This window comes from Inquilinus ginsengisoli (assembly GCF_050434925.1).
Lineage (GTDB): Bacteria > Pseudomonadota > Alphaproteobacteria > DSM-16000 > Inquilinaceae > Inquilinus > Inquilinus ginsengisoli_B.
Map to the genome: position 1 here is coordinate 5,615,246 of NZ_JBNDJK010000001.1, position 20,903 is coordinate 5,636,148.

The 20,903-nt window shown below is 70.5% G+C and carries 26 protein-coding genes; 19 read left to right on the forward strand and 7 right to left on the reverse strand.

Going from position 1 to position 20,903, the window contains the following annotated elements; translation table 11 throughout:
* Positions 1-8: 8 nt before the first annotated feature.
* Positions 9-326: a hypothetical protein gene (locus tag QFZ27_RS26815; RefSeq protein WP_429229517.1), complete on the reverse strand. Its 318-nt coding sequence runs from the start codon at positions 324-326 to the stop codon at positions 9-11.
* A gap of 198 nt (positions 327-524) precedes the next feature.
* Between QFZ27_RS26815 and hemP the strand changes: the two genes are divergently transcribed.
* From hemP to QFZ27_RS26860, 9 genes are all read left to right on the forward strand, one after another.
* Positions 525-746 (forward strand): hemin uptake protein HemP, encoded by a 222-nt coding sequence (gene hemP, locus QFZ27_RS26820; RefSeq protein ID WP_429229518.1) that lies wholly within the window; start codon positions 525-527, stop codon positions 744-746.
* A gap of 188 nt (positions 747-934) precedes the next feature.
* Entirely contained in the window at positions 935-1,999 is a 1,065-nt protein-coding gene (locus QFZ27_RS26825; protein WP_429229519.1) for a hemin-degrading factor, read from the forward strand.
* The gene (locus QFZ27_RS26830; RefSeq protein ID WP_429229520.1) at positions 1,999-2,877 is read left to right on the forward strand and encodes a heme/hemin ABC transporter substrate-binding protein; all 879 of its coding nucleotides are present in this window, start codon (positions 1,999-2,001) and stop codon (positions 2,875-2,877) included. Before QFZ27_RS26825 ends, QFZ27_RS26830 begins: the two co-directional genes overlap by 1 nt.
* Positions 2,874-3,968, forward strand: a complete 1,095-nt coding sequence (locus QFZ27_RS26835) for a FecCD family ABC transporter permease (RefSeq protein ID WP_429229521.1) — start codon at positions 2,874-2,876, stop codon at positions 3,966-3,968. Before QFZ27_RS26830 ends, QFZ27_RS26835 begins: the two co-directional genes overlap by 4 nt.
* Positions 3,965-4,741 carry a heme ABC transporter ATP-binding protein gene (locus QFZ27_RS26840; RefSeq protein WP_429229522.1) on the forward strand — a complete coding sequence of 259 codons (777 nt, stop codon included), beginning with the start codon at positions 3,965-3,967 and terminating at the stop codon, positions 4,739-4,741. Before QFZ27_RS26835 ends, QFZ27_RS26840 begins: the two co-directional genes overlap by 4 nt.
* A gap of 37 nt (positions 4,742-4,778) precedes the next feature.
* Positions 4,779-5,204, forward strand: a complete 426-nt coding sequence (locus QFZ27_RS26845) for a Tat pathway signal sequence domain protein (protein WP_429229523.1) — start codon at positions 4,779-4,781, stop codon at positions 5,202-5,204.
* A gap of 11 nt (positions 5,205-5,215) precedes the next feature.
* A complete protein-coding gene (locus QFZ27_RS26850) occupies positions 5,216-5,884 on the forward strand; it encodes a MotA/TolQ/ExbB proton channel family protein (protein WP_429229524.1) in 669 nt (222 codons plus the stop codon).
* Positions 5,884-6,375, forward strand: a complete 492-nt coding sequence (tolR, locus tag QFZ27_RS26855) for a protein TolR (protein ID WP_429229525.1) — start codon at positions 5,884-5,886, stop codon at positions 6,373-6,375. The genes QFZ27_RS26850 and tolR overlap by 1 nt, the downstream gene beginning before the upstream one ends.
* Positions 6,372-7,295: a TonB family protein gene (locus QFZ27_RS26860; RefSeq protein WP_429229526.1), complete on the forward strand. Its 924-nt coding sequence runs from the start codon at positions 6,372-6,374 to the stop codon at positions 7,293-7,295. Before tolR ends, QFZ27_RS26860 begins: the two co-directional genes overlap by 4 nt.
* Before the next feature lie 3 nt (positions 7,296-7,298).
* Here the strand turns inward: QFZ27_RS26860 and QFZ27_RS26865 are convergent, their stop codons facing one another.
* Genes QFZ27_RS26865 through QFZ27_RS26875 form a run of 3 tightly spaced genes read right to left on the reverse strand, consistent with a single transcriptional unit; the run spans position 7,299 to position 8,898 of the window.
* Positions 7,299-7,559: a CDGSH iron-sulfur domain-containing protein gene (locus tag QFZ27_RS26865; protein WP_429229527.1), complete on the reverse strand. Its 261-nt coding sequence runs from the start codon at positions 7,557-7,559 to the stop codon at positions 7,299-7,301.
* The gene (gene mobA / locus QFZ27_RS26870) at positions 7,556-8,197 is read right to left on the reverse strand and encodes a molybdenum cofactor guanylyltransferase MobA (protein WP_429229528.1); all 642 of its coding nucleotides are present in this window, start codon (positions 8,195-8,197) and stop codon (positions 7,556-7,558) included. Before mobA ends, QFZ27_RS26865 begins: the two co-directional genes overlap by 4 nt.
* Positions 8,194-8,898 carry a DUF3592 domain-containing protein gene (locus QFZ27_RS26875; RefSeq protein WP_429229529.1) on the reverse strand — a complete coding sequence of 235 codons (705 nt, stop codon included), beginning with the start codon at positions 8,896-8,898 and terminating at the stop codon, positions 8,194-8,196. Before QFZ27_RS26875 ends, mobA begins: the two co-directional genes overlap by 4 nt.
* A gap of 96 nt (positions 8,899-8,994) precedes the next feature.
* Here QFZ27_RS26875 and moaA point away from each other — a divergent pair, with 96 nt between their 5' ends.
* Positions 8,995-10,047, forward strand: coding sequence for a GTP 3',8-cyclase MoaA (gene moaA, locus QFZ27_RS26880; RefSeq protein WP_429229530.1), 1,053 nt, complete (start codon positions 8,995-8,997; stop codon positions 10,045-10,047).
* 9 nt (positions 10,048-10,056) lie between these two features.
* On the opposite strand, the gene QFZ27_RS26885 is transcribed toward moaA, so the two are convergent.
* The gene (locus QFZ27_RS26885) at positions 10,057-10,182 is read right to left on the reverse strand and encodes a hypothetical protein (RefSeq protein ID WP_429229531.1); all 126 of its coding nucleotides are present in this window, start codon (positions 10,180-10,182) and stop codon (positions 10,057-10,059) included.
* A 143-nt stretch (positions 10,183-10,325) separates the two neighbouring features.
* Here QFZ27_RS26885 and QFZ27_RS26890 point away from each other — a divergent pair, with 143 nt between their 5' ends.
* From QFZ27_RS26890 to QFZ27_RS26905, 4 genes are all read left to right on the forward strand, one after another.
* Positions 10,326-11,114 carry an NAD kinase gene (locus QFZ27_RS26890; protein WP_429229532.1) on the forward strand — a complete coding sequence of 263 codons (789 nt, stop codon included), beginning with the start codon at positions 10,326-10,328 and terminating at the stop codon, positions 11,112-11,114.
* Positions 11,115-11,346: 232 nt separating this feature from the next.
* Positions 11,347-13,173 carry a M10 family metallopeptidase C-terminal domain-containing protein gene (locus QFZ27_RS26895; protein ID WP_429229533.1) on the forward strand — a complete coding sequence of 609 codons (1,827 nt, stop codon included), beginning with the start codon at positions 11,347-11,349 and terminating at the stop codon, positions 13,171-13,173.
* Positions 13,174-13,283: 110 nt separating this feature from the next.
* Positions 13,284-14,291, forward strand: coding sequence for an SPFH domain-containing protein (locus tag QFZ27_RS26900; protein ID WP_429229534.1), 1,008 nt, complete (start codon positions 13,284-13,286; stop codon positions 14,289-14,291).
* Positions 14,288-14,734: an NfeD family protein gene (locus QFZ27_RS26905; RefSeq protein WP_429229535.1), complete on the forward strand. Its 447-nt coding sequence runs from the start codon at positions 14,288-14,290 to the stop codon at positions 14,732-14,734. Before QFZ27_RS26900 ends, QFZ27_RS26905 begins: the two co-directional genes overlap by 4 nt.
* Before the next feature lie 9 nt (positions 14,735-14,743).
* On the opposite strand, the gene QFZ27_RS26910 is transcribed toward QFZ27_RS26905, so the two are convergent.
* Together QFZ27_RS26910 and epmA are read right to left on the reverse strand one after the other, a co-directional pair.
* Positions 14,744-15,688: an alpha/beta hydrolase gene (locus QFZ27_RS26910; RefSeq protein WP_429229536.1), complete on the reverse strand. Its 945-nt coding sequence runs from the start codon at positions 15,686-15,688 to the stop codon at positions 14,744-14,746.
* A gap of 49 nt (positions 15,689-15,737) precedes the next feature.
* Positions 15,738-16,835: an EF-P lysine aminoacylase EpmA gene (gene epmA / locus QFZ27_RS26915; protein ID WP_429229537.1), complete on the reverse strand. Its 1,098-nt coding sequence runs from the start codon at positions 16,833-16,835 to the stop codon at positions 15,738-15,740.
* Positions 16,836-16,985: 150 nt separating this feature from the next.
* Here epmA and QFZ27_RS26920 point away from each other — a divergent pair, with 150 nt between their 5' ends.
* The 5 genes from QFZ27_RS26920 to QFZ27_RS26940 all read left to right on the forward strand — a co-directional run bounded on the left by QFZ27_RS26920 (position 16,986) and on the right by QFZ27_RS26940 (position 20,892).
* Positions 16,986-17,243 carry a hypothetical protein gene (locus tag QFZ27_RS26920; RefSeq protein ID WP_429229538.1) on the forward strand — a complete coding sequence of 86 codons (258 nt, stop codon included), beginning with the start codon at positions 16,986-16,988 and terminating at the stop codon, positions 17,241-17,243.
* A gap of 169 nt (positions 17,244-17,412) precedes the next feature.
* On the forward strand, positions 17,413-17,979 hold the full coding sequence (gene efp, locus QFZ27_RS26925) for an elongation factor P (RefSeq protein WP_429229539.1): 567 nt from the start codon (positions 17,413-17,415) through the stop codon (positions 17,977-17,979).
* Between the two features lie 9 nt (positions 17,980-17,988).
* A complete protein-coding gene (locus QFZ27_RS26930; RefSeq protein WP_429229540.1) occupies positions 17,989-18,816 on the forward strand; it encodes an inositol monophosphatase family protein in 828 nt (275 codons plus the stop codon).
* Between the two features lie 194 nt (positions 18,817-19,010).
* Positions 19,011-19,667, forward strand: a complete 657-nt coding sequence (locus QFZ27_RS26935) for an OmpA family protein (RefSeq protein WP_429229541.1) — start codon at positions 19,011-19,013, stop codon at positions 19,665-19,667.
* A gap of 10 nt (positions 19,668-19,677) precedes the next feature.
* Entirely contained in the window at positions 19,678-20,892 is a 1,215-nt protein-coding gene (locus tag QFZ27_RS26940; RefSeq protein WP_429229542.1) for a flagellar motor protein MotA, read from the forward strand.
* Positions 20,893-20,903: the final 11 nt, after the last annotated feature.

The following is a 20,903-nucleotide window of genomic DNA, read 5'->3' on the forward strand; positions in this document are numbered from 1 at the left end:
TCCGCGGATCAGCGCGCCTCCTGCTCCGCGGCCCGGCCGCCGCCCAGATCGTGCCAGGCGGTGCCGATCAGCGCCGCCGCCCCCACGGCCAGCAGCGCCACCACCGCCACCATGACCAGGCTGCGCAGGCTCGGCACGCTCGGCCGGTATTCCGGCTCGTCGAACAGGCTGCGGTTGAGCTTGCGCAGGAACTCGGTGTCGCTGCGCAGGGCGGCGGGACGGTCGAGGAAGCGCTCGACCACGCGGTCCTCGCAGACCGGGAGGCCGGCTGAAGGCTGGACCGGCCGCTCAGCAGGCCTGCGTTCGATCTCCTGAACCTCGGTCATCGCCAGCCCTGTCTCCATCCGCACCGCCCTCACCGGCCACCGCTGATGCCGCATTATAGGCGCACCCGGGCCGACGGCACCAAATATCGCGTTTCGTAAGGTTTCCGGCCTCGGCCTCTCCGATCGATGGCCGGCGTTTTCGACAAATGCAATTAGGAATGACACGCATTTGCTTGACCAGCAGACGCGGATGTGAGAATGACTCTCAACATCGATTGTCCGATCAATCTCACCGTGGATGGGGACACCATGCTGGATCAACCCACAGCGCATGCCGTCGAGCCGCCGCAGCGGCCCGCCACTGCCAGCCTCGACACGCGCGACCTGTTCGGCGCCCGCCGTGAGTTGACGATCCAGCACGGCGACGATGTCTACCGCCTGCGGATCACCCGCAACAGCAAGCTGATCCTGACCAAGTAGCCCTCTCTCGCTCGCGCCCCCAGCAAGCCGGGCACCGCCCGCCGCCAGGTCTGCGCGAGGACCCGTCGTTCGAACAGGTTCTCGTCATGCTTCTGCAGCCCGGGCGGCCCATGTTTCGGCCGCGTTTTCGCATGTCCTGTCGCACCCCGCCGGCCGCCGGCGCCCCTCGCCACCGGTGATCGGAAAGCATGATGCAGAGCCTCGACCCTGATCTCCAATCCCCGCCGACCGCCCTCGCTGCGCGCTGGGCAGCGCTGCGCGCCGAGCAGCCGCAGCTTCGCGCCCGCGATGCCGCCGCGGCGCTGGGCGTCAGCGAGGGTGAGCTCGTCGCCTCGCAGATCGGCGCCGGCACCACCCGCATCGGCGGCGACTGGAGCACGATCCTTCAGGCGGTCGAAGCGCTCGGCCCGGTCATGGCGCTGACCCGCAACGAGAGCGTGGTGCATGAGAAGACCGGCACCTACCAAAACGTCTCGGCCGGCAGCCATGTCGGGCTGGCGCTCGGCCCCGACATCGACCTGCGGCTGTTCTACACCTGCTGGGCGCACGGCTTCGCCGTCGGCGACGCCAATCATCCCAAGCCGAGCCTGCAGTTCTTCGACGCCGCCGGCACCGCGATCCACAAGATCTTCCTGACCGAGGGCAGCGACCGCGCCGCCTTCGCCGCCCTGGTCGAACGCTTCCGCCATGCCGACCAGGCGCCGCTGCTGGCGCCGCAGGAGATCATCCGTCCGGCGGTGCTGGACGATGCCGAGATCGACGTCGCCGGCTTCCGCGCCGGCTGGGACGCGATGGAGGACACGCACCAGTTCTTCGGCCTGCTCAAGTCGCACCGGCTCGACCGGCTGCAGGCGATGCGCCTGGCTGGGCCGCCGCGGGCCGAGCCGGTCGGCCGCGACGCGCTGCGCCGGGTGCTGACCGACGCGGCCGAGACCGGCGCCGCGATCATGGTCTTCGTCGGCAATCCCGGCTGCCTGCAGATCCACACCGGCCCGGTGCACCGGCTGCAGGACATGGGGCCCTGGCTGAACGTGCTGGACCCGGGCTTCAACCTGCATCTGCGCGAGGACCGGATCGACAGCGCCTGGGTCGTGCGCAAGCCGACCAAGGACGGCGTCGTCACCTCGCTGGAGCTGTTCGACGTCGACGGCACGCTGATGGCGATGCTGTTCGGCGCCCGCAAGCCGGGCCAGCCGGAGCGCGCCGACTGGCGCGAGCTGGTGGCCCGGGTCAGCGCCCTGGGCGCCGCCTGATGCGCACGCTCCTCACGCTCGCCGCCGCGGCGCTGGTCGCGATCGCCCTGCCCGCCCGGGCGGAGCCGAAGCGGGTCGTCATCGCCGGCGGCGACCTGACCGAGATCGTCTACGCCCTGCACGCCGAGGACCGCATCGCCGGGGTCGACACCACCAGCCTGTACCCGCCCGCGGCCCGAGAGCGGCCGGATGTCGGCTATCTGCGCCAGCTCTCGGCCGAGGGCATCCTGTCGCTGAGTCCGGACCTGGTGCTGACCACGGTGTCGGCCGGCCCGCCGGCAGTGCTGGAGCAGATCCGCTCCGCCGGCACGCCGCTCGCGATCCTGCCCGAGAGCTTCACCGCCGAAGGCGTGGTCACCAAGATCGAAGGCGTGGAGAAGGCGCTCGGACTGCCCGACCAGGGGCTGAGCCAGGCGGTCCGCGCCGACTTCGCGACGGTGGCCGACGCCGTCGCCAAGGTCCCGTCGAAGCCACGCGTGCTGTTCGTGCTGTCGATCACCCAGGGCGCGCCGCTCGGCGGCGGCAGCGGCACCGCGGCGGACGGTATGATCCGCCTGGCCGGCGGCGCCAACGCGATCGGCGAGGTCGAGCGCTACAAGCCGCTGTCGCCGGAGGCGGTGGCCGCCGCGGCCCCCGACCTGGTGGTGATCGCCAGCCACGCCGTCGAGCCGAATGGCGGCATGGAGAAGATCGCCCAGCTGCCGGTTTTCGCCGAGACCCCGGCCGCCAAGACCGGCCGGATCATCGCGATGGATTCGCTCTATTTGCTCGGCTTCGGGCCGCGCACGCCGCAGGCAGTGCGCGATCTGGCCATCGCGATCCACCCCGGCTGGACCCCGCCGTCCCTGCCCGACCGGGCGTGGAGCACCGGATCGTGAGCATCCTGGCCGCAGGCAGCGCGATCGCGCCCTCGGCCGAACGGCGGCAGGCACGGCGCCTGTCGTTGACCCTGGCCGGGCTGGCACTGCTGCTGGCGGCTGCGGTGCTCGCCAGCATCAGCATCGGGCCGGCGGACATTCCGGTCGGCCATGTGCTGGCGATCCTCGGCCATCATCTGGGATTCGGCAGCCTGGACGCGGTGACGGCGCGCGACGCCTCCATCATTTCCGCCATCCGGCTGCCGCGCACGCTGCTCGGGGCCATGGTCGGCGCCGTCCTCGCCGTCTCCGGCGCGATGATGCAGGGGCTGTTCCGCAACCCGCTGGCCGATCCGGGCCTGATCGGGGTCAGCGGCGGCGCCGCCTTCGCCGGCGTATCGGTGATCTCGCTCGGCCTGCCGGCGGCGCTGGCCGGCATTCCTTTCCTCCGCATCTACGCCCTGCCGCTGGCGGCCTTCCTCGGCGGCCTCGTCGCCACCCTCGCGGTCTATCGCCTGTCGAAGTGGGAGGGCCGGGTCTCGGTGACCATGATGCTGCTGGGCGGCATCGCGGTGAACGCGCTGGTCGCCACCGGCACCGGCTACGTCGTGTTCAAGGCGGACGAGAACGCGATGCGCACCATCACCTTCTGGACCCTGGGCAGCCTCAGCGGCGCAACCTGGACCTCGGTGCTGGCCGTGCTGCCCTTCGCCCTGGTGCTGCTGGCCGCCGTGGCCCTGGCGGCGCGGGCGCTGAACGGGATGCTGCTGGGCGAGGCGGTGGCGCTGCATCTGGGCTTCCCGGTCGAAAAGCTGACGCGCCTGCTGGTCGGCACCGTCGCGCTCGCGGTTGGCGCCGCGGTCGCGGTCAGCGGCATGATCGGCTTCGTCGGGTTGCTGGTGCCGCACATGCTGCGGCTGTTCATCGGCGCCGATCATCGCGGCCTGCTGCCGGCCACGGCCCTGCTGGGCGCGGCGCTGTTGCTCGGCGCCGACCTCGTCGCCCGGGTCGCGGTGGCGCCGGCCGAGCTGCCGATCGGCATCGTCACCACCGGCCTCGGCGCCCCGGTGTTCCTGGTGCTGCTGCTGCGCCGGCGGAGGTCCGAGCCATGATCCGGGCCGACTCCCTCGCCTTCCGCATCGGTCGCACCACCCTGCTCGACGGCGTCGACCTCACCGTCGCCCCCGGCCGCTTCACCGCCGTGATCGGCCCGAACGGCGCCGGCAAGTCGACGCTGCTGCGCTGCCTGTGCGGCGAGATCGCGCCGGCGGCCGGCCGGGTCACCCTCGACGGTACCCCGATCGCGGCCTGGGACCTGGTCGCCCTGGCCCGGCGCCGGGCGGTTCTGCCGCAGCAGGTGACGCTGGACTTCCCGCTGACCGTCCGCGAGGTGGTGACGCTGGGCCGGGGTCCGCATCGCGGCGTCACGGATGCCGCCGCCGACCGCCGGGCCGTCGAGGCGGCGTTGGACGCGGCCGACGTGGCGGCCCTGGCCGACCGGTCCTACCCGACCCTGTCCGGCGGCGAGCAGCAGCGCGTCCAGTTCGCCCGGGCGCTGGCCCAGATCCACGGGACCGTTGCCGCGCCGACCTATCTGCTGCTGGACGAACCCACCGCCAGCCTCGACCTGGCGCATCAATCCGGGGTGCTGCGCGTCGCCCGCGGCCTGGCCGATGCCGGCACCGGCGTGCTGGCCATCCTGCACGATTTGAACCAGGCCGCCCGCTTCGCCGACCAGGTCGTGCTGCTGCGCCGCGGCCGGGTCTTCGCCGCCGGCCCGCCGGCCGAGGTGCTCACCGCCGCGATCGTGGAGGCCGTGTTCGGCTGCCCGGTCGAGGTCATTCCACACCCGACATCCGACAGGCCCTTCCTTGTTCCGCTTTGAGGACATCATGGTTAGCCCCCATTGCCGACGCCAATCAGTGTCCGCGCTCTCCGCCCTGCTCCTGGCCTTCTCCGCGGCGCCGGCCCTGGCCGAAACCGCAGCCCCCGCCGCGGCCCCGAACGGCGTCAGCCTGGAGCTCAACACGCTCGAGCCGCGCGGCCAGAACTGCGCCGTGAACATGGTGTTCGGCACCGCCGGCGACGCCTACCAGTCGTTCAAGCTGGACCTCGTCTTCTTCGGCACCGACGGCGCCATCCGCAAGCGCCTGGCGGTCGACGCGGCGCCGCTCCGCGCCCGCAAGACCAGCGTCAAGGCCTTCGAGGTCTCGGGCCTGGCCTGCGACGCGATCGGCTCGGTCCTGGTCAACGACGTGCTCGACTGCCGCACCGGGGCCGGCGCGGTGGCCGATTGCATCGACCGGGTCGAGACCAAGTCGCGCCTGCCCGTCGCCCTGATGCGCTGAGGAGGTCATCAATGTCGCACGATCTCTCGATCATCGCCCTGGTGCAGCAGGCGGACATCATCGTCCAGGGCGTGCTGGCGCTGCTGGTGCTGGCGTCCATCGGCTGCTGGGGCATCGTCATCGACAAGATGTTCACCATCGGCCGGCTGCGCCGCGCCGCCGCCGCGCTGCGCCGGCGGGTCGACACCGAGCACGAGGTCGACGTGATCCCGGCCGATCCGGCCAAGCCGATCGTCGAGGCCGGCCTGGCCCAGTGGCGGGCAGTCGACCCCGAGGAGAGCCGGGCCGAGTGTCGCGACCGGATCGAGCGCGCCATGCGCCGCGCCGCCGGCGAAGTGATCCGCCGGCGTGAGCTGGGCCTGCCCTTCCTGGCCACCATCGGCTCGGCCGCGCCCTTCGTCGGGCTGTTCGGCACGGTCTGGGGCATCATGAACAGCTTCACCTCGATCGCCAGCTCGCAGGACACCAGCCTGGCGGTGGTGGCCCCCGGCATCGCCGAGGCGCTGTTCGCCACCGCGATCGGCCTGGTCGCCGCGATCCCGGCGGTGATGGCCTACAACAAATTCTCGACCGATCTCCGCCGGATCAACCAGACCTTCATCACCGCGATCGGCCAGATGGCCGAGCATCTGTCCGGCAGGCGGCGCGCCGCCACTGCCCGGCGAGAGGCCGCCGAGTAATGGCCGGCGCCCTGCTCGATTCCGGCGACGGCGGCGACGACTATGCGCCGCTGGCCGAGATCAACGTCACGCCGCTGGTCGACGTCATGCTGGTGCTGCTGATCATCTTCATGGTGGCGGCGCCGCTGATGATGGTCGGCGTGCCGGTCGACCTGCCGAAGACCAGCGCCGCCAAGATCGGCCAGCCGCAGAAGCCGGTGATCCTGACCGTCGACAAGGACGGCACCTGGTCGATCGAGAACGGCCAGGTGCTGACGCCGGAGACCGCTCCCGCGGCGCTGGCGGCGGCCTATCAGGCCAATCCGGAGGCGGTGGTCTATGTCCGCGGCGACCGCGACGTGCCCTATGGCAAGGTGATGGAAGCGATGGGCGTGGTCGGCCAGGCCGGCTTCACCAAGGTGTCGCTGATCGCCCAGGGGGCGCCGCCCCAGCCGAGCGCCGCCGGCGTTCCTGCCGCAGCCGGGGCCGGCGCCGCGCCGACCACGCCATGACCCGGTTGCGGGTGACCGGACGCGGCGTCGCCTATACCGCGTCCGCGCTGATTCACGCCGGTGTGGTCGCGGTGCTGCTGCCCAGCCTGACCGGGTCGGCCGAGCCGGTGCCGGCCGAGACGCCTATGGCGATCGAGATGGCCGGCTTCGGGGGGCCGGCGGAGGCGCTGGACACGGCGGAACCGGTCGAGACCGCGCAGCCGGACCAGATCGAGCCGACCGAGGCGGTGCCCGTCGAAACGGCGCAGACCCAGCCGGTCGAGACCGCCCAGCCCGATCCGGTCGAGACTGTCGTCGAGGAACCGCCCCCGCCGGCCGAGACGCCGGTGACCGAGACGACCGAGATCCAGCCGCCGGAACCGGCGCCGGAAACCCCACCGCCGGAGCTGGTGACCACGACCGGCGAGACCGAGGCCGTGGTCGCCGCCGTGCCGGATACCGTCCAGGCCGCGGAGCCGGAGGCGGTGCAGGCGGCCGAGCCTGAGTTGGTGCAGCCGCCGCCGAAGAGGCCGACGCCCCGCGCCGAGCGGCGGCCGCGGCGCGAGCAGCCACGCCGGACGGAGCAGTCGGCCGAAGCGCCAACCCAGACCACGGCGCTGCCGCCGCAGGCTTCTCCCCCGCCCGCCGCTGCATCCGCGCCCAGCGCTCAGGCGAAGGCCACCTACGCGAGCCGGCTCTCCGCCTACCTTCGGCCGCGCATCAGATCGGTCAACTCGCTGGTGCGGGAGCAGACGATGGCCACGGTCACGGTGACCATCGAAGCCGATGGAAGCCTGAGCTCGGTGGAGCTGACCCAGTCCTCAGGGTCCAGCACCGTAGACAGGGAACTGCTGCGGAAGGTGCGGGCCGCGTCACCGGTTCCGGCCCCCCCGGCGCGCATGGCCAACTATGCCTTCCCCTTCATTCTCCAGTCTCGATGATCGTCAGCTCTCTCCAGCCGGCGCCATGAAGTTGTGGCGGCCGTCGCAGAGGGGCTGCCGGCCGCTGCGCTTGCAGGTGCAGAAGAAATAGGTCTTGGCCCGCGGCGCGACGAAGGCGATCGGGCCGAGGCCGCAGCCCTGGTGCGATCCGTCGCAGAAAGGCTGGGCGGCGCTGCGGCCGCAGGCGCACCAGCGCACCGCCTGGCCTTCGGCCAGCTCGACCGGGACCGGCGCGTCGCCGGCGCAGACCGGCTCAGCCGTCATGCCAGATCCGGATGCCGCGCCAGCAGCCGCTCCGCCTCCGCCAGATCCTCCGGCGTGTTGCCGTTGAGGAAGGGGTCGACCGGGTCGCGGGCGAATTCGACCACCGCGGTGGGGTGGCCCGCGATCCAGCGGTCGACCTTGCGGATCTCCGCCTCGACCAGGGCCCGCCGCAGGTCGCCGCGCAAAGCCACCGGCCACAGTGCCACCACAGGATGGGTCCGGCCGCCCGAGGCGGCGACCGCGATCTCCGCCCCCTGGTCGCGCCGCGCCACCGCCAGCCGCCCCACCAGGTCGCGCGGGATGAAGGGCGCGTCGCAGGGAAAGCTCGCCACCAGATCGATCTCCGGCCTGGTCTTGGCCGCCCAGTCCAGCGCCGCCAGGATACCGGCCAGCGGCCCCGGCGCGCCGGGCAAATCGTCCGGCACCACCGTCAAGCCACATTGGGCGAAGCGGGACGGGTCGCCATTGGCGTTCAGGCACAGCGCCGCCACCTGCGGCGCCGCCCGGGCGATCACCCGGTCGAGCAGCGTGACGCCGGCCAGCGGCCGCAGCGCCTTGTCGCCGCCGCCCATGCGCCGGGCCAGGCCGCCGGCCAGGATCACGCCGAGCACCGGCGGGACCGCGCCGGCCGGGCTCATGCCACGGCGACCAGGACGACGGCCAGCACCACCACCACCAGGGCGGCGATCAGAATCGGACCGACGCCGCTCGGCCGCTCGACGATGCGGCTCACGGCCGGGCCGCTGGTCCGCTGCACGGTGACCGGGCTGTCGCGCAGGCGCTGCACCACGCCGCCATAGGCCGGGCGACCGGCGGGAGGAGACGCTGCCGCCCTCTGCGATGTCGGCTTGGCCTTGGCATCCGCGTGCCGCACCGCGACCTGGCGCAACGCCGCCGCGATCGCGGTTGCGGCGGTGCCGGTCGGCACCGGCCCGCTCGACCGCGAGCGCATCCAGAGCCAGCCGATGAGGGCCAGCAGCAGGCCGAATCCGCCGGCGATCAGCTGGTCGTTCCAGATCGCCAGCGGGTGGTCCAGCACGGCCTGGTCCCGCTGGTCGGGATCGATCAGCACGGTCACCCGCTGGCCCGGCTGCGGCGCCGTCGCCAGGCCGGTGTCGAGAGCGGCGTAGACGGCGCGCAGCGTGCCCAGCCGCACCACCGTCCGCGCCCCGGCCAGCACCGGCGACGATCGGTCCCCCGCCCCGGGCGGCACAACCAGGCCCTGGACCGCCACCGCATCCTCGCGCCACTGCTCTCTGTCCCAGGCACCCGCGACGGCCCCGAACACCAGGAACACGCCGGCCCCCAGCAGCAGCACACCCACCCATCTGCGGATCATCGGTCCCTGCCGTCTTCTCACATTGCGGAAAATCATACGCGTTCGGCGGAGAGCGGCCTATCGCGTTCGCCGGGCGAGCGCACTATATTGCCGTATATGACGCTCCAGACGCCGACACCCCGGATCGATCCGTCCCCCGCCTCCAGCGCCGCCCCGCTGGTGGACCCGTTCGGTCGCGCCATCCGCTATCTGCGCGTGTCGGTGACCGACCGCTGCGACTTCCGCTGCGTCTACTGCATGGCGGAGGAGATGACCTTCCTGCCGAAGGCCGAGCTGCTGACGCTGGAGGAGCTGGACCGGCTGTGCAGCAGCTTCATCCGCTTCGGCGTCGGCAAGCTGCGCCTGACCGGCGGCGAGCCGCTGGTCCGGCGCGACGTGATGACGCTGATCCGCAGCCTGTCGCGGCATCTCGGCACCGGCGCGCTGGAGGAGCTGACGCTGACCACCAACGGCAGCCAGCTCGCCCGCCATGCCGCGGACCTGGCTGCCTGCGGCGTCCGCCGGATCAACGTCAGCCTCGACACGCTGGACCCTGCCAAGTTCCTCGCCATCACCCGCTGGGGCAAGTTCGAGAAGGTGATGGACGGCATCGCCGCGGCCAAGGCCGCCGGCATCAAGGTCAAGATCAACGCGGTGGCGCTGAAGGGCGTTAACGACGACGAGTTCGATTCGCTGATCCGCTGGTGCGGCGAGAACGGCCATGACCTGACGCTGATCGAGGTGATGCCGATGGGCGACATCGGCGGCGAGGACCGGCTGGACCAGTACCTGCCGCTGTCGCAGGTGCGGGCCGATCTCGCCCGGCGCTGGACCCTGACCGAGACCGACTACCGCACCGGCGGTCCGGCGCGCTACGTCCGGGTCGAAGAGACGGGCGGAAGGCTCGGCTTCATCACCCCGCTCACCCACAATTTCTGCGAGAGCTGCAACCGGGTGCGGCTGACCTGCACCGGCACCCTCTACATGTGCCTCGGCCAGGACGACGCCGCCGATCTGCGGGCGCCGCTGCGCGCCGACCCGACCGATGCGGCGCTGGAGGCCGCGATTCGCGAGGCCATCCTGCGCAAGCCGAAGGGACACGACTTCTTCATCGACCGCCGCCACACGCAGCCCGCCGTGGCGCGGCATATGAGCGTGACCGGCGGATAGTCCCGTCGGTCACAGGGTGAGCATCAGGATGGTCCCCGACAGCGCCGTGCCGGTGGTCACCACGGCGAAGCGGAAGCCGCACCGTGACAGCACGGCGATCGTCACGAACACTCCCATCAAAGCCGGAACCATCATCCCCTTACCCTCTCTCTGCGGCATTTCCCGTTGATGACCCGGCCACTCTGCCGCACCTTCCGTGAAACGACCGTGAACGGCCCATTCACACTGCCTCACGGCCGGGGTGGACCGCGGCTCCACTTCGATTACAGTCACCGGCCATGACCCTCGCTTCCCCCGATCCGGCCCCGCCGCGCATGGCGATCCTCGCCGCCGACACCGCCGAGGCCCTGGCGGCCCAGGCGCGGCTCGTCGCCCGCTGGGGCCAGCACGCCCCGGATTCGGCGGATGTGATCGTCGCGCTGGGCGGCGACGGCTTCCTGCTGGAGACGCTGCATCGCTGCGTCGAGCGGCGCCGGCCGATCTACGGCATGAACTGCGGCTCGGTCGGCTTCCTGCTGAACGATTTCCAGGAGGAGGATCTGGCCAGCCGGGTGGCGGCGGCGCGCACCGTGATCCTGCACCCGCTGCGGATGCGGGCGACCACGGTCGACGGCACGGTGCACGAGGCGCTGGGCATCAACGAGGTCTCGGTGCTGCGCCAGACGCGGCAGACGGCGAAGCTGCGAATCACGGTCGACGGTATCGTGCGCATGCCGGAGCTGATCTGCGACGGGGCGATCGTGTCGACCCCGGCCGGCAGCACCGCCTACAACCTTTCGGCGCACGGCCCGATCATCCCGCTCAGCGCCGGCATCCTGGCGCTGACCCCGATCAGCGCCTTCCGGCCGCGGCGCTGGCGCGGCGCCCTGCTGCCGCAGCGTGCCAAGATCGTGCTCGACATGCTGGAGCTGCCGAAGCGCCCGGTCAGCGCCGTCGCCGATTCGACCGAGGTGCGCGATGTGGCGCGGGTCGAGATCGCCGAGGACCGCTCAGTGTCGCTGCACCTGCTGTTCGATCCGGGCAAGACGCTGGAAGAACGGATCCTTAAGGAGCAGTTCGAGCCCTAGGCGCCGTCCAACCCTGTTTTCCTCGCGGCCTGAAGTATTCTATGGTTCCTTCGGTCTTTCGGGACGGATCGCTTATGGCAACCCCGCCACTCATTCATCGTGCGGGGATTTTTTAACGGGAGGTTTTCACGTGGCGCCCACAAACACCTCGCTCCAGGACTATATTGACTATCTGAAAACCGGTTACTGGATGTATTCTCAAGGGCGGGACTATAAGCTTCCGGACCTTGACGTGGCGGTGGATCTCAGGGGGCTCGAGGACAACCCGGCCCAGCTCGCGACGGCCCGCTTGGCGATGCAACAGTGGAGCGCCGTCGTCCCGGTCACCTTCCACGAGGTCACCACCGGCGCCGACATCATCTTCGAGAACATCGCGCCCGGCGCCTTCTTCACCCAGGGATCGAAGCTGCTCAACGTCGGCCAGACCTTCTGGGGCGGCAACTTCGAGCCGGGCGGCTACGGCTTCCAGGCCTTCCTGCACGAGATCGGCCACGCCCTCGGCCTCGGCCATGGCGGCCCATACAACACCGGCGGCTACTACTGGACCGATGCGATCTTCACCAAGGATGTCTGGCCGTTTTCGGTGATGTCCTATTTCAGCGGCCAGGACGCCGGGCTCGGCAGCTCCGCCTATGCGACCTCGCCGATGGGTGCCGACATCGCCGCGATCCTGCAGAAATACCTGCCCCGCGGCGCGGTCGTCGCCATGAACACCGGCGACGACATCTACGGCTTCGGCGGCCGGGAGGGCTTCCGCTTCGGCCCCGACGGGCTGGCGAGCAATGCCGGCTTCACCATCCACGACACCGGCGGCCACGACATCCTCGATCTGTCCGGCTCGCTCTATGGCTGCCGGATCGATGTCCGCCCCGGCACCTTCTCCAGCGTCAACGCCCGCGGCTACAACATCTACATCTATCCCGGCGCCGACCCGTCGCCGATCGAGGAGGTGCACGGCTCGAACAGCGACGACCGCATCACCGGCAGTGCGGGGGCCAACACGCTGCTCGGCAACGGCGGCAACGACGTGCTTCGCGGCGAGGCCGGTGGCGACCGCCTGGATGGCGGCGCCGGGCTGGACCAGGCGAGCTACGAAACCTCAGCCGCCGGGGTCACGATCGACCTGCTCCTGGGCACGAATACCGGCGGCGACGCGGCCGGCGACGTGCTGAGCGGAATCGAGATCGTGATCGGGTCGCGCCATGCCGACCGGCTGACCGGCAACAGCGAGAACGACGCCCTGCATGGCGGCGACGGCGACGACATCCTGATCGACGGCGCCGGTCATGACCGGCTCACGGGCGGCACCGGACAGGACCGGATCGAGGGCGGCGGCGGCAATGATTCGATCGACGGCGGCATAGGTGACGACATTCTCGCCGGCGGCGCCGAGCATGACACGATCTTCGGCGGGTACGGCGCCGACACGATCGACGGGGGCGACGGCTCGGACATCCTGGAGGGCAGCGCCGGCGCCGATTTCCTGCGCGGCGGAGCCGGCATCGACACCGCCACCTACGCGGCGACAGCCGCAGGGGTGATCGTCGATCTCTCCACCGGCTTGGGCTCGGGCGGCGTTGCCGCGGGGGACCGGCTCGAAGGCATCGAACGGATCCTGGGGTCGGGCTATGACGACGTCCTGACCGGCGATGCCGGGGCGAATACCCTGACCGGGAACAACGGCTACGACGTGCTTCGCGGCAATGCCGGCGCCGATATCCTCACCGGCGGCGGCCATGGCGACCGCTTCGTCTACGCCGCCGCGAGCGACAGCACCGTTGGGACCGGCCGCGACACGATCGTCGGCTTCTGGTCGGGCGAGGGCGACAAGATCGATCTCCGGCTCATCGATGCCGACGGCAAGGCGGTCAATGGCGACACCGCCTTCGTCTTCGGGACCGGCGGCTTCACCGGGGCCGGGGCGGAGCTCAGGATCGTCCCGACGGCCACCATCCGCGTGTTCCAGGTGCTGGCCGACATCGACGGCAACCGGATCCCGGACTTCGCCATCCTGGTCTCGATCGTGCAGGACCTCGGCGCCGCGGAGTTCCTGCTTTGAGCCGGCGGACCCGGCTGCGATTCCGCCACAAAGTTCCGATGAAATAATCCGGCCGGCGCTGTGGCCGCTATGGCACACTGCGGCCGCGCCAAGAGGAGCGGAACTCCATCATGCCGATCTCGCCGTTTGCGATCATCGTCCTGGCCATCCTGGTCCTGGCGATCGTCGTCATCTTCATGGGAGTCAAATCGGTGCCCCAGGGCCGCGAATGGACGGTGGAGCGGTTCGGCCGCTACACCCGCACCCTGCGCCCGGGCCTGAACCTGATCATTCCCTTCGTCGACCAGATCGGCGCCAAGCTGTCGATGATGGAGACGGTGCTGGAGGTGCCGCAGCAGGAGATCATCACCCGCGACAACGCCATGGTGACGGTCGATGGCGTGATCTTCTACCAGGTGCTGGACGCGGCAAAGGCGGCCTATGAGGTCGGCAACCTCGAATCGGCGATCATCAACCTGACCATGACCAACATCCGCACGGTGATGGGCTCCATGGACCTGGACGAGCTCTTGTCCAACCGCGACCAGATCAACGTCAAGCTGATGAAGGTGGTCGACGACGCCACCGAGCCCTGGGGCGTGAAGGTCACCCGCATCGAGATCCGCGACATCACGCCGCCGCGCGACCTGGTCGAGAGCATGGGCCGGCAGATGAAGGCCGAGCGCGACCGCCGCGCCACCATCCTCGAGGCCGAAGGCACCCGGCAGGCGCAGATCCTGCGCGCGGAAGGCCTGAAGCAGGCGGCGATCCTGGAGGCCGAGGGCCGGCGCGAGGCCGCCTTCCGCGACGCCGAGGCACGCGAGCGCTCGGCCGAGGCCGAGGCCAAGGCGACCACCGCGGTCAGCGAGGCGATCGCCGCCGGCAGCGTCCAGGCGATCAACTACTTCGTCGCCACCAAATACGTCGATTCGCTGAAGGCGATCGCCAGCGCGCCGAACCAGAAGGTGCTGTTCATGCCGCTCGAGGCGGCCAATGTGATCGGCGCCATCGGCGGCATCGCCGAGATCGCGCGGGAAGCTTTCGGCCGTGATGGTGCCCAGTTGCCGGCGCCCCGCAGGCCGCCGGCCGATCCCGCCGCGCCGGCGCCCGAAGGCGGGCCGTGGGGGCCGAAGGCATGATCGTCCAGGGCCCGGAATTCTGGTGGTGGTGGATCGCCGGCGTGGTGCTGCTGATCCTTGAGGTGATGGCGCCCGCCACCTTCTTCCTCTGGCTCGCCATCGCCGCCGGTGTCGTCGGCCTGCTGTCCTGGGTGATCCCGTCGATCGGCTGGGAATTCCAGGTGCTGATCTTCGCCGTGCTGTCGATCGTCAGCGTCGTGGCCTGGCGCGTCTGGCTGAAGCCGCACACCGAGGCCAGCGACCAGCCGACGCTGAACCGCCGTGGCGAGCAGTATGTCGGCCGCATCGTGACGCTGACCGAGCCGATCGCCAACGGCGTCGGCCGCATCCGGATCGCGGACGCGACCTGGGGCGTGGAAGGCCCGGACCTGCCCGCCGGCACCCGCATCCGCATCGCCGCCGTGGTCGGGACCCGGTTCAGGGTCGAGCAGGATTTCGGGTAGGCCGCAGGGCTACACTCCTCGCAACGCCTCGTCGATCGCGGCGATCTGCGGCAGGCCACCAGGGATCAGGTGGATCAGGGCGTTGAAGGCGTGGATCATGCCGGGCGCCATGACATAAGTCACCGGCACCTTCGCCTCCTTCAGCATCCGGGCATAGACCCGCGCCTCGTCGCGCAACGGGTCGCATTCCGCCGCCAGCACGAAGGTCTTCGGCAGCCGCGGCGGAATCGGGTGCAGGATCGGCGAGGCCAGCGGGTGGTCCGGCGCCTCGTCCGACCCGAGATAGCATTGCCGGAACCATTCGAGGTCGACCCGGTCCTGGCCGTAACCCTCGCCATAGTCCAGCACGGAATGCTGGCTCATGGTCATGTCGAGCCAGGGGCACAGCAGATAGGTCAGGGCGATGCGCGGCCCGTTCTCGGTCGCCGCCAGCCGGCTGATCGCGGCGGCGAGGCCGGCGCCGGAGCTGGTGCCGCCGACCATCAGCCGGCGCGGATCGCCGCCGAAGCTGGCGGCGTGATGCGCGGCCCAGAGCAGCGCGTCATAGGCGTCGTCGATCGCCGCCGGGAACGGGTGATCGGGGCCGAGGCGGTAGCTGGCCGAGATCACCAGGGCCGGGGTGTTGGCGGCGATCCTCCGGGCCTCGTCCTCGCTCTCCTCGATGCCGCCGAGGACATAGCCGCCGCCATGGAAATACAGCGCCACCGGCAGCGGGCGCGTCCCCGCCCCCCGCGGCCGCAGGATGCGCAGCCGGCGGGGCCCGGCCCGGCCCTCGATCTCATAATCCTCGACGAGGTCCATCTCCGGCAGCTTCGGCATCCGCGACAGCGTCAGCTCGCTGAACATCGCCCTGGCCCGGTCCGCCCCGATATCGGCCCAGGACTGGATGCTCGTCTTCTCCCGCCAGCGCTCCATCGCCTCCAGATACGCCTCGCAGTCGGGATGCAGGATCATCAAGAACTCCGGATCGACGGAACGGCTCTCAGGTGCCCGGCCGAAACGCTCAGCGTGCGACCATCGTTCCGATGACGGGCGCCCAGAGCACGTCGTCGATGTGGTCAGCCCCGGTCGCGAGCATCACCAGGCGGTCGAACCCTAGCGCGATCCCGCTGCAATCGGGAAGACCGCCGCCGCGGTCCGGGTCGAGCGCCGCCAGGAAGTCCTCGTCGATCGGGTAGCGCACGCCGTACAGTTGCTGCTTCAGGTCCATGTCGGCCTCGAACCGCGCCTGCTGGGCGGCGGCATCGGTCAGCTCGCCGAAGGCGTTGGCCAGCTCCAGCCCGGCGACATAGAGCTCGAATCGCTCCGCGGTTCGCGGGTCGGCCGGGTTCGGCCGCGACAGCGCCGCCATCGACAGCGGGTAGTCGGTCAGGACGCAGGGGCTGCCGAGGCCGAGCCGGGGCTCGATCCGCTCCAGGAACACGCGGAAGAACAGGTCGTCCCAGCGGTCGCCGTCGCGCGCCGGGATGCCGATCGCCGTGGTCGCCGCGTCCAGCAGGCCCAGGTCGGGGTTCAGCGGGTCCGGCGCTGTCGCCAGCAGGTCGATGCCGGCGAACTCCAGGAACGCCTCCTGCACCGTCAGCACCCGCCACTCGGCGAAGGGATCGCAGGACTGCCCGCGCCATTGCAGCAGGTCGTTCCCTGCAGCCCGCGCCGCCGCCTGGAACAGGGCACGGCAATCGTCGATCAGCGTCCGGTACCCCTCGCCCGCCCGGTACCATTCGATCATGGTGAATTCCGGGTGATGGGTGGCCGAACGCTCGGCGTTGCGGAACACGTGGCCCATCTGGAAGATCCGCTCCAGCCCGGCCGCGAGCAGCTTCTTCATCGCGAATTCGGGGCTGGTGTGCAGGTACAGGCGCTGGGCGTCGTCCGGATGCGGCCCGCGCAGCTCGGTCGCGAAGGCGACCAGATGCGGCTCCAGCCCCGGCGAGACCTGCAGCGCCGGGGTGTCGACCTCGAGGAAGCCGCGCTCGGCGAAGACCTGCCGTACGGCGGCGGTGATCCGTGCCCGCGCCTCCAGATAGGGTCGCTTGCGGGCATAGACGCCGCTCTGCCACCAGCGGCTGCGCAAGCCGCGAATGCCCGGTTCCGTCGCCATGGTCTTGTCCGATCCAGTCATGCCGCTTCGATAGCAAATTCGGTCACCCGGCCGCCATGCCTCGCCGTGCCGCCGGAGACTTTGGAACTGCCGCCGTCCTCGGAAGCATTGTAGAATGCCGGACGCCAGCCACAGCTCTCCGCATCGATGATGGCCGTTGTAACCCGCAGCCTCCGCTACGCTATTCTCGCCGGCCTCATCCTGGGAGGCATCGTTGGCGGGCTGATGGTCAGCATCGCCATGCAGCACAACCCCCAAGGTCTCTATGTCGACACCGAGACGGGTCGGGTCGACTATTTCGCCCTTTCGAAGATCTTCCTGGGCTGGAGCGCCACGGTCGCTGGCGCGGTCTTGTTCGCGTTCTTCGCTGCTGGTGCGGTCTGCCGGCTGCTCCGGCTGCGCCGCTGATCCACGGTCGCATCGGCGTTGCTCGCGGACGACCGCTGACAGGATTTCCCGACTCGACGTTGCCCTTCATTGGACTTGCTGCTAGGGTCCGCGCCCATCGCGCCGCCCTGTCGTGCCGCCCCGGCGCGCCAGTGGGGCGCGAAACGCATTTATCTGCAGAAGATCCGCCATGAAGGTCAACGCCATCACGATCCGGCCCGGCAACGTCCTCGAATACGAGGGCAAGCTGATGCTGGTGACCAAGATCGAGATCATTCAGCCGGGCAAGGGCAACGCCGTCATCCAGGTCGAGATGCGCGACGCCCGCACCGGCACCAAGACGCAGCAGCGGTTCCGCACCCAGGAGACGGTCGAGCGGGCCCGGCTGGACGAGCACGAGATGCAGTTCCTGTACCAGGAAGGCGATCACTTCACCTTCATGGACAATGAGAGCTTCGAGCAGACCCAGGTCCCGGTCGACGTGGTCGGCGAGCCGGCGCGCTTCCTGCAGGAAGGCATGGTCTGCACCGTGACGATGTATGAAGGCGCGCCGCTGTCGCTGGAGCTGCCGCAGACCGTCACCATGACGATCGCCGAGGCCGATCCGGTGGTGAAGGGGCAGACCGCCTCCTCCTCCTACAAGCCGGCGGTGCTGGAGAACGGCACGCGCGTCATGGTGCCGCCGCACATCGCCTCGGGCACCCGGATCGTCATCAACACGGCGGACGGCACCTATCTCGAGCGCGCGAAGGACTGATCTCCCCTTATGGCCGGACGTTCCCCCCTCATCACCGTCATGATCCGCGCGGCCCAGAAGGCCGGGCGCGGCCTCGTCCGCGATTTCGGCGAGGTCGAAAACCTGCAGGTCAGCCGCAAGGGCCCCGCCGACTTCGTCTCGGCCGCGGACCTCAAGGCCGAGGCGACCCTGCGCGAGGAGCTGACCCGCGCCCGCCCGCGCTTCGGCTGGCTGATGGAAGAAGGCGGCGTGGTCGAGGGCGAGGACAAGGACCGGCGCTGGGTCGTCGACCCGCTCGACGGCACCACCAACTTCCTGCACGGCATCCCGCATTTCGCGATCTCGATCGCGCTGGAGCAGGAAGGCGTGCCGGTGGCCGGGGTGATCTACAACCCGGTGAGCGACGAGCTGTACTGGGCCGAGAAGGGCGCCGGCGCCTTCCTGAACGACCGGCGCATGCGCGTCTCCGCCCGCAAGAACCTGCCGGACGCGCTGATCGGCACCGGCATGCCGTTCATGGGCCGTGGCGACAGCGTCGCCTATCAGCGCGAGCTGGCGATGATCATGCCGCATGTCGCCGGCATCCGCCGCATGGGCGCGGCGTCGCTCGACCTCGCCTATGTCGCCGCCGGCCGCTTCGACGGCTTCTGGGAAGCCGGGCTGAACCCGTGGGACATCGCCGCCGGCATCGTCATGGTGCAGGAGGCGGGCGGCTTCGTCACCGACATCGACGGCAAGGGCCCGGCCCTGACCGCCGACACGGTGGTGGCCGGCAACGCGCTGATCCACAAGACCCTGGCCATGGCGATGACCAAGGCCCGCGCCCCGCGCGCGCCGAAGGCCGCCGCGGCGTCCTGACGTTGAGCATTCGTCGTAAGGCTGTAGTCCTTCGATCGATAGCCTTGTCCTGACGCTGCTTGGCGATTGTTTCGTCCTCATCCGCTGAGCTATGGTCCGCCCGATTGCATGCGGGTGTATGATCCATGGTCCGTAGCGTTGTGAGGTTCGGCTTGGCCCACCGTCAGCAGACTGGCCATCGGATATGGGACCGCATGGCGGTCCTGGTCCTTCCCGCCGCCCTGATCCTGGGAGCGGCGACCGCGAGGGCGGAGGATCCGCTCGCCGCGGGCGAACTGCCGCTCGACACCCGCATCCTGACCCGCGGCGAGACCGCACCGCCGGCGGCGCTGCCGGTGCCGACCTCGGCCGGGCCGGTGACCGGCCCGATCCCGTTCCTGGAGCCGGACCAGCCCGCCATCCCGTCCCTGCCCGGCCTGGTCGACGAGCCGGCGCCGGCCTATGACGCCGACGTGGTGGTCAGGGGCGCCGGCTTCGCCGACCCGAACGTCAAGGCCAAGGCCGTGCCGGGAATGGCCCCGGGCGACATGGTCGGCCTGGTCGTCGGCGACGGCTTCCGCATCCGCTTCAACCCGGGCACCGAGGAGATCGGCACCGAGGCCGGCGACCTGTTGTCCGGCTTGGTCGAGAAGCTGGCCTCAGACGGCGCCAGCCAGATCGAGATCCGGGCGTATGCCGGGGCGAAGCCGGACCCCGCCAATGCGCGCCGCATCTCGCTCAGCCGGGCGCTCAACATCCGCGCCTTCCTGATCGACCGCGGCGTCGACAGCAAGCGCATTGCCCTGCGCGCGCTCGGCAACACCTCGCCGCCGGACCAGCCCGCGGATCGCGTCGACCTCCGGATCCAGTAGAAAGCCCCCGATGTCGATCACCGCCCTGGCATCCCGCCCGACCTCGATACGCCCGGCGATGTCCAGCCCGCGGCGGTACCTGGTCCGGATGACGGCCTTCGTCGTCATCGTCGCTATCGTCGCGGCCGTGCTGGGGCCGGGCGTGTCCTCCGCCTTCATGGCCAATCCGGCGCTGAACGGCGTGATCCTGGCCACCACCGTGTTCGGCATTGTGTTCTGCTTCCGGGCGGTGCTGAACCTCGAGCCCGACATCCGCTGGATCGAGGCACATCTGGCGCAGCGCGCCCAGGGCGGCCGCATCGCGCCGGTGCAGCCGCGCCTGCTGGCCCCGATCGCCCGGGTGATCGCCGAGCAGCAAGGCGAGCTCAGCCTGTCGCCGCTGGCGCTGCGCTCCCTGCTCGACGCCATCGGCGCCCGGCTCAGCGAAAGCCGCGAGATCTCGCGCTACCTTATTGGCCTGCTGATCTTCCTCGGCCTGCTCGGCACCTTCTGGGGTCTGCTGGAGACGGTGCGCTCGGCCAGCGGCGTGATCGCCGGGCTGGACATGGAGGCCGCCGATCCCACCGCCGCCTTCGCCACGCTGAAGCACGGGCTGGAGGCACCGCTGACCGGCATGGGCACCGCCTTCAGCGCCTCGCTGTTCGGCCTCGCCGGCTCGCTGGCCCTGGGCTTCCTCGAGCTGCAGGCGAGCCAGGCGCAGAACCGCTTCTACAACGAGCTCGAGGACTGGCTGTCGGCCAACACCCGCCTCTCCGCCGGCCCGCAGCAGGGCGGCACCGCAATCGAGGCGGGCGAGCCGGTGTTCCCAGCCTATATCGAATCGGTGGTGGCCCAGACCGCGGAGAATCTCGACGCGCTGCGCCGCCTGACCGTGCAGGCGGAGGAGGAGCGCCGCGGCCAGGGCGGCGTGCTGGGCGCCGTCGCGACCCAGTTGGCGGCGATCGACGACCATCTGCAGAACCAGCAGGCGCTGACCGCCAGGCTGGCGGACGGCCAGTCGGCGACCGCCGCGGTGCTGACCCGCTTGGCCGCCACGCTCGAATCCGACCGCTTCGGCATGGACGAACCGACCCGCCAGCACATCCGCAGCCTGGACACGACGATGCGGCGGATGATCGAGGAGATGTCGACCGGCCGGATCCAGCTGTCCGGCGAGATCCGGGGCGAGATCAAGCTGTTGGCCCGCACCATCGCCGCCCTGGCCGAAGGCACCGAGGGGCGCTGACGGACGATGGC

What these genes read in the sequence shown, in the direction of transcription:
- QFZ27_RS26815 (WP_429229517.1), bottom strand. Translation starts at nt 326, where the DNA reads ATGACCGAGGTTCAGGAGATCGAACGCAGGCCTGCTGAGCGGCCGGTC.
- hemP (WP_429229518.1), top strand. Translation starts at nt 525, where the DNA reads ATGACTCTCAACATCGATTGTCCGATCAATCTCACCGTGGATGGGGAC.
- QFZ27_RS26825 (WP_429229519.1), top strand. Translation starts at nt 935, where the DNA reads ATGATGCAGAGCCTCGACCCTGATCTCCAATCCCCGCCGACCGCCCTC.
- QFZ27_RS26830 (WP_429229520.1), top strand. Translation starts at nt 1,999, where the DNA reads ATGCGCACGCTCCTCACGCTCGCCGCCGCGGCGCTGGTCGCGATCGCC.
- QFZ27_RS26840 (WP_429229522.1), top strand. Translation starts at nt 3,965, where the DNA reads ATGATCCGGGCCGACTCCCTCGCCTTCCGCATCGGTCGCACCACCCTG.
- QFZ27_RS26850 (WP_429229524.1), top strand. Translation starts at nt 5,216, where the DNA reads ATGTCGCACGATCTCTCGATCATCGCCCTGGTGCAGCAGGCGGACATC.
- tolR (WP_429229525.1), top strand. Translation starts at nt 5,884, where the DNA reads ATGGCCGGCGCCCTGCTCGATTCCGGCGACGGCGGCGACGACTATGCG.
- QFZ27_RS26860 (WP_429229526.1), top strand. Translation starts at nt 6,372, where the DNA reads ATGACCCGGTTGCGGGTGACCGGACGCGGCGTCGCCTATACCGCGTCC.
- QFZ27_RS26865 (WP_429229527.1), bottom strand. Translation starts at nt 7,559, where the DNA reads ATGACGGCTGAGCCGGTCTGCGCCGGCGACGCGCCGGTCCCGGTCGAG.
- mobA (WP_429229528.1), bottom strand. Translation starts at nt 8,197, where the DNA reads ATGAGCCCGGCCGGCGCGGTCCCGCCGGTGCTCGGCGTGATCCTGGCC.
- QFZ27_RS26875 (WP_429229529.1), bottom strand. Translation starts at nt 8,898, where the DNA reads ATGATCCGCAGATGGGTGGGTGTGCTGCTGCTGGGGGCCGGCGTGTTC.
- moaA (WP_429229530.1), top strand. Translation starts at nt 8,995, where the DNA reads ATGACGCTCCAGACGCCGACACCCCGGATCGATCCGTCCCCCGCCTCC.
- QFZ27_RS26885 (WP_429229531.1), bottom strand. Translation starts at nt 10,182, where the DNA reads ATGATGGTTCCGGCTTTGATGGGAGTGTTCGTGACGATCGCCGTGCTG.
- QFZ27_RS26890 (WP_429229532.1), top strand. Translation starts at nt 10,326, where the DNA reads ATGACCCTCGCTTCCCCCGATCCGGCCCCGCCGCGCATGGCGATCCTC.
- QFZ27_RS26900 (WP_429229534.1), top strand. Translation starts at nt 13,284, where the DNA reads ATGCCGATCTCGCCGTTTGCGATCATCGTCCTGGCCATCCTGGTCCTG.
- QFZ27_RS26905 (WP_429229535.1), top strand. Translation starts at nt 14,288, where the DNA reads ATGATCGTCCAGGGCCCGGAATTCTGGTGGTGGTGGATCGCCGGCGTG.
- QFZ27_RS26910 (WP_429229536.1), bottom strand. Translation starts at nt 15,688, where the DNA reads ATGATCCTGCATCCCGACTGCGAGGCGTATCTGGAGGCGATGGAGCGC.
- epmA (WP_429229537.1), bottom strand. Translation starts at nt 16,835, where the DNA reads ATGGCGACGGAACCGGGCATTCGCGGCTTGCGCAGCCGCTGGTGGCAG.
- QFZ27_RS26920 (WP_429229538.1), top strand. Translation starts at nt 16,986, where the DNA reads ATGGCCGTTGTAACCCGCAGCCTCCGCTACGCTATTCTCGCCGGCCTC.
- efp (WP_429229539.1), top strand. Translation starts at nt 17,413, where the DNA reads ATGAAGGTCAACGCCATCACGATCCGGCCCGGCAACGTCCTCGAATAC.
- QFZ27_RS26930 (WP_429229540.1), top strand. Translation starts at nt 17,989, where the DNA reads ATGGCCGGACGTTCCCCCCTCATCACCGTCATGATCCGCGCGGCCCAG.
- QFZ27_RS26935 (WP_429229541.1), top strand. Translation starts at nt 19,011, where the DNA reads ATGGCGGTCCTGGTCCTTCCCGCCGCCCTGATCCTGGGAGCGGCGACC.
- QFZ27_RS26940 (WP_429229542.1), top strand. Translation starts at nt 19,678, where the DNA reads ATGTCGATCACCGCCCTGGCATCCCGCCCGACCTCGATACGCCCGGCG.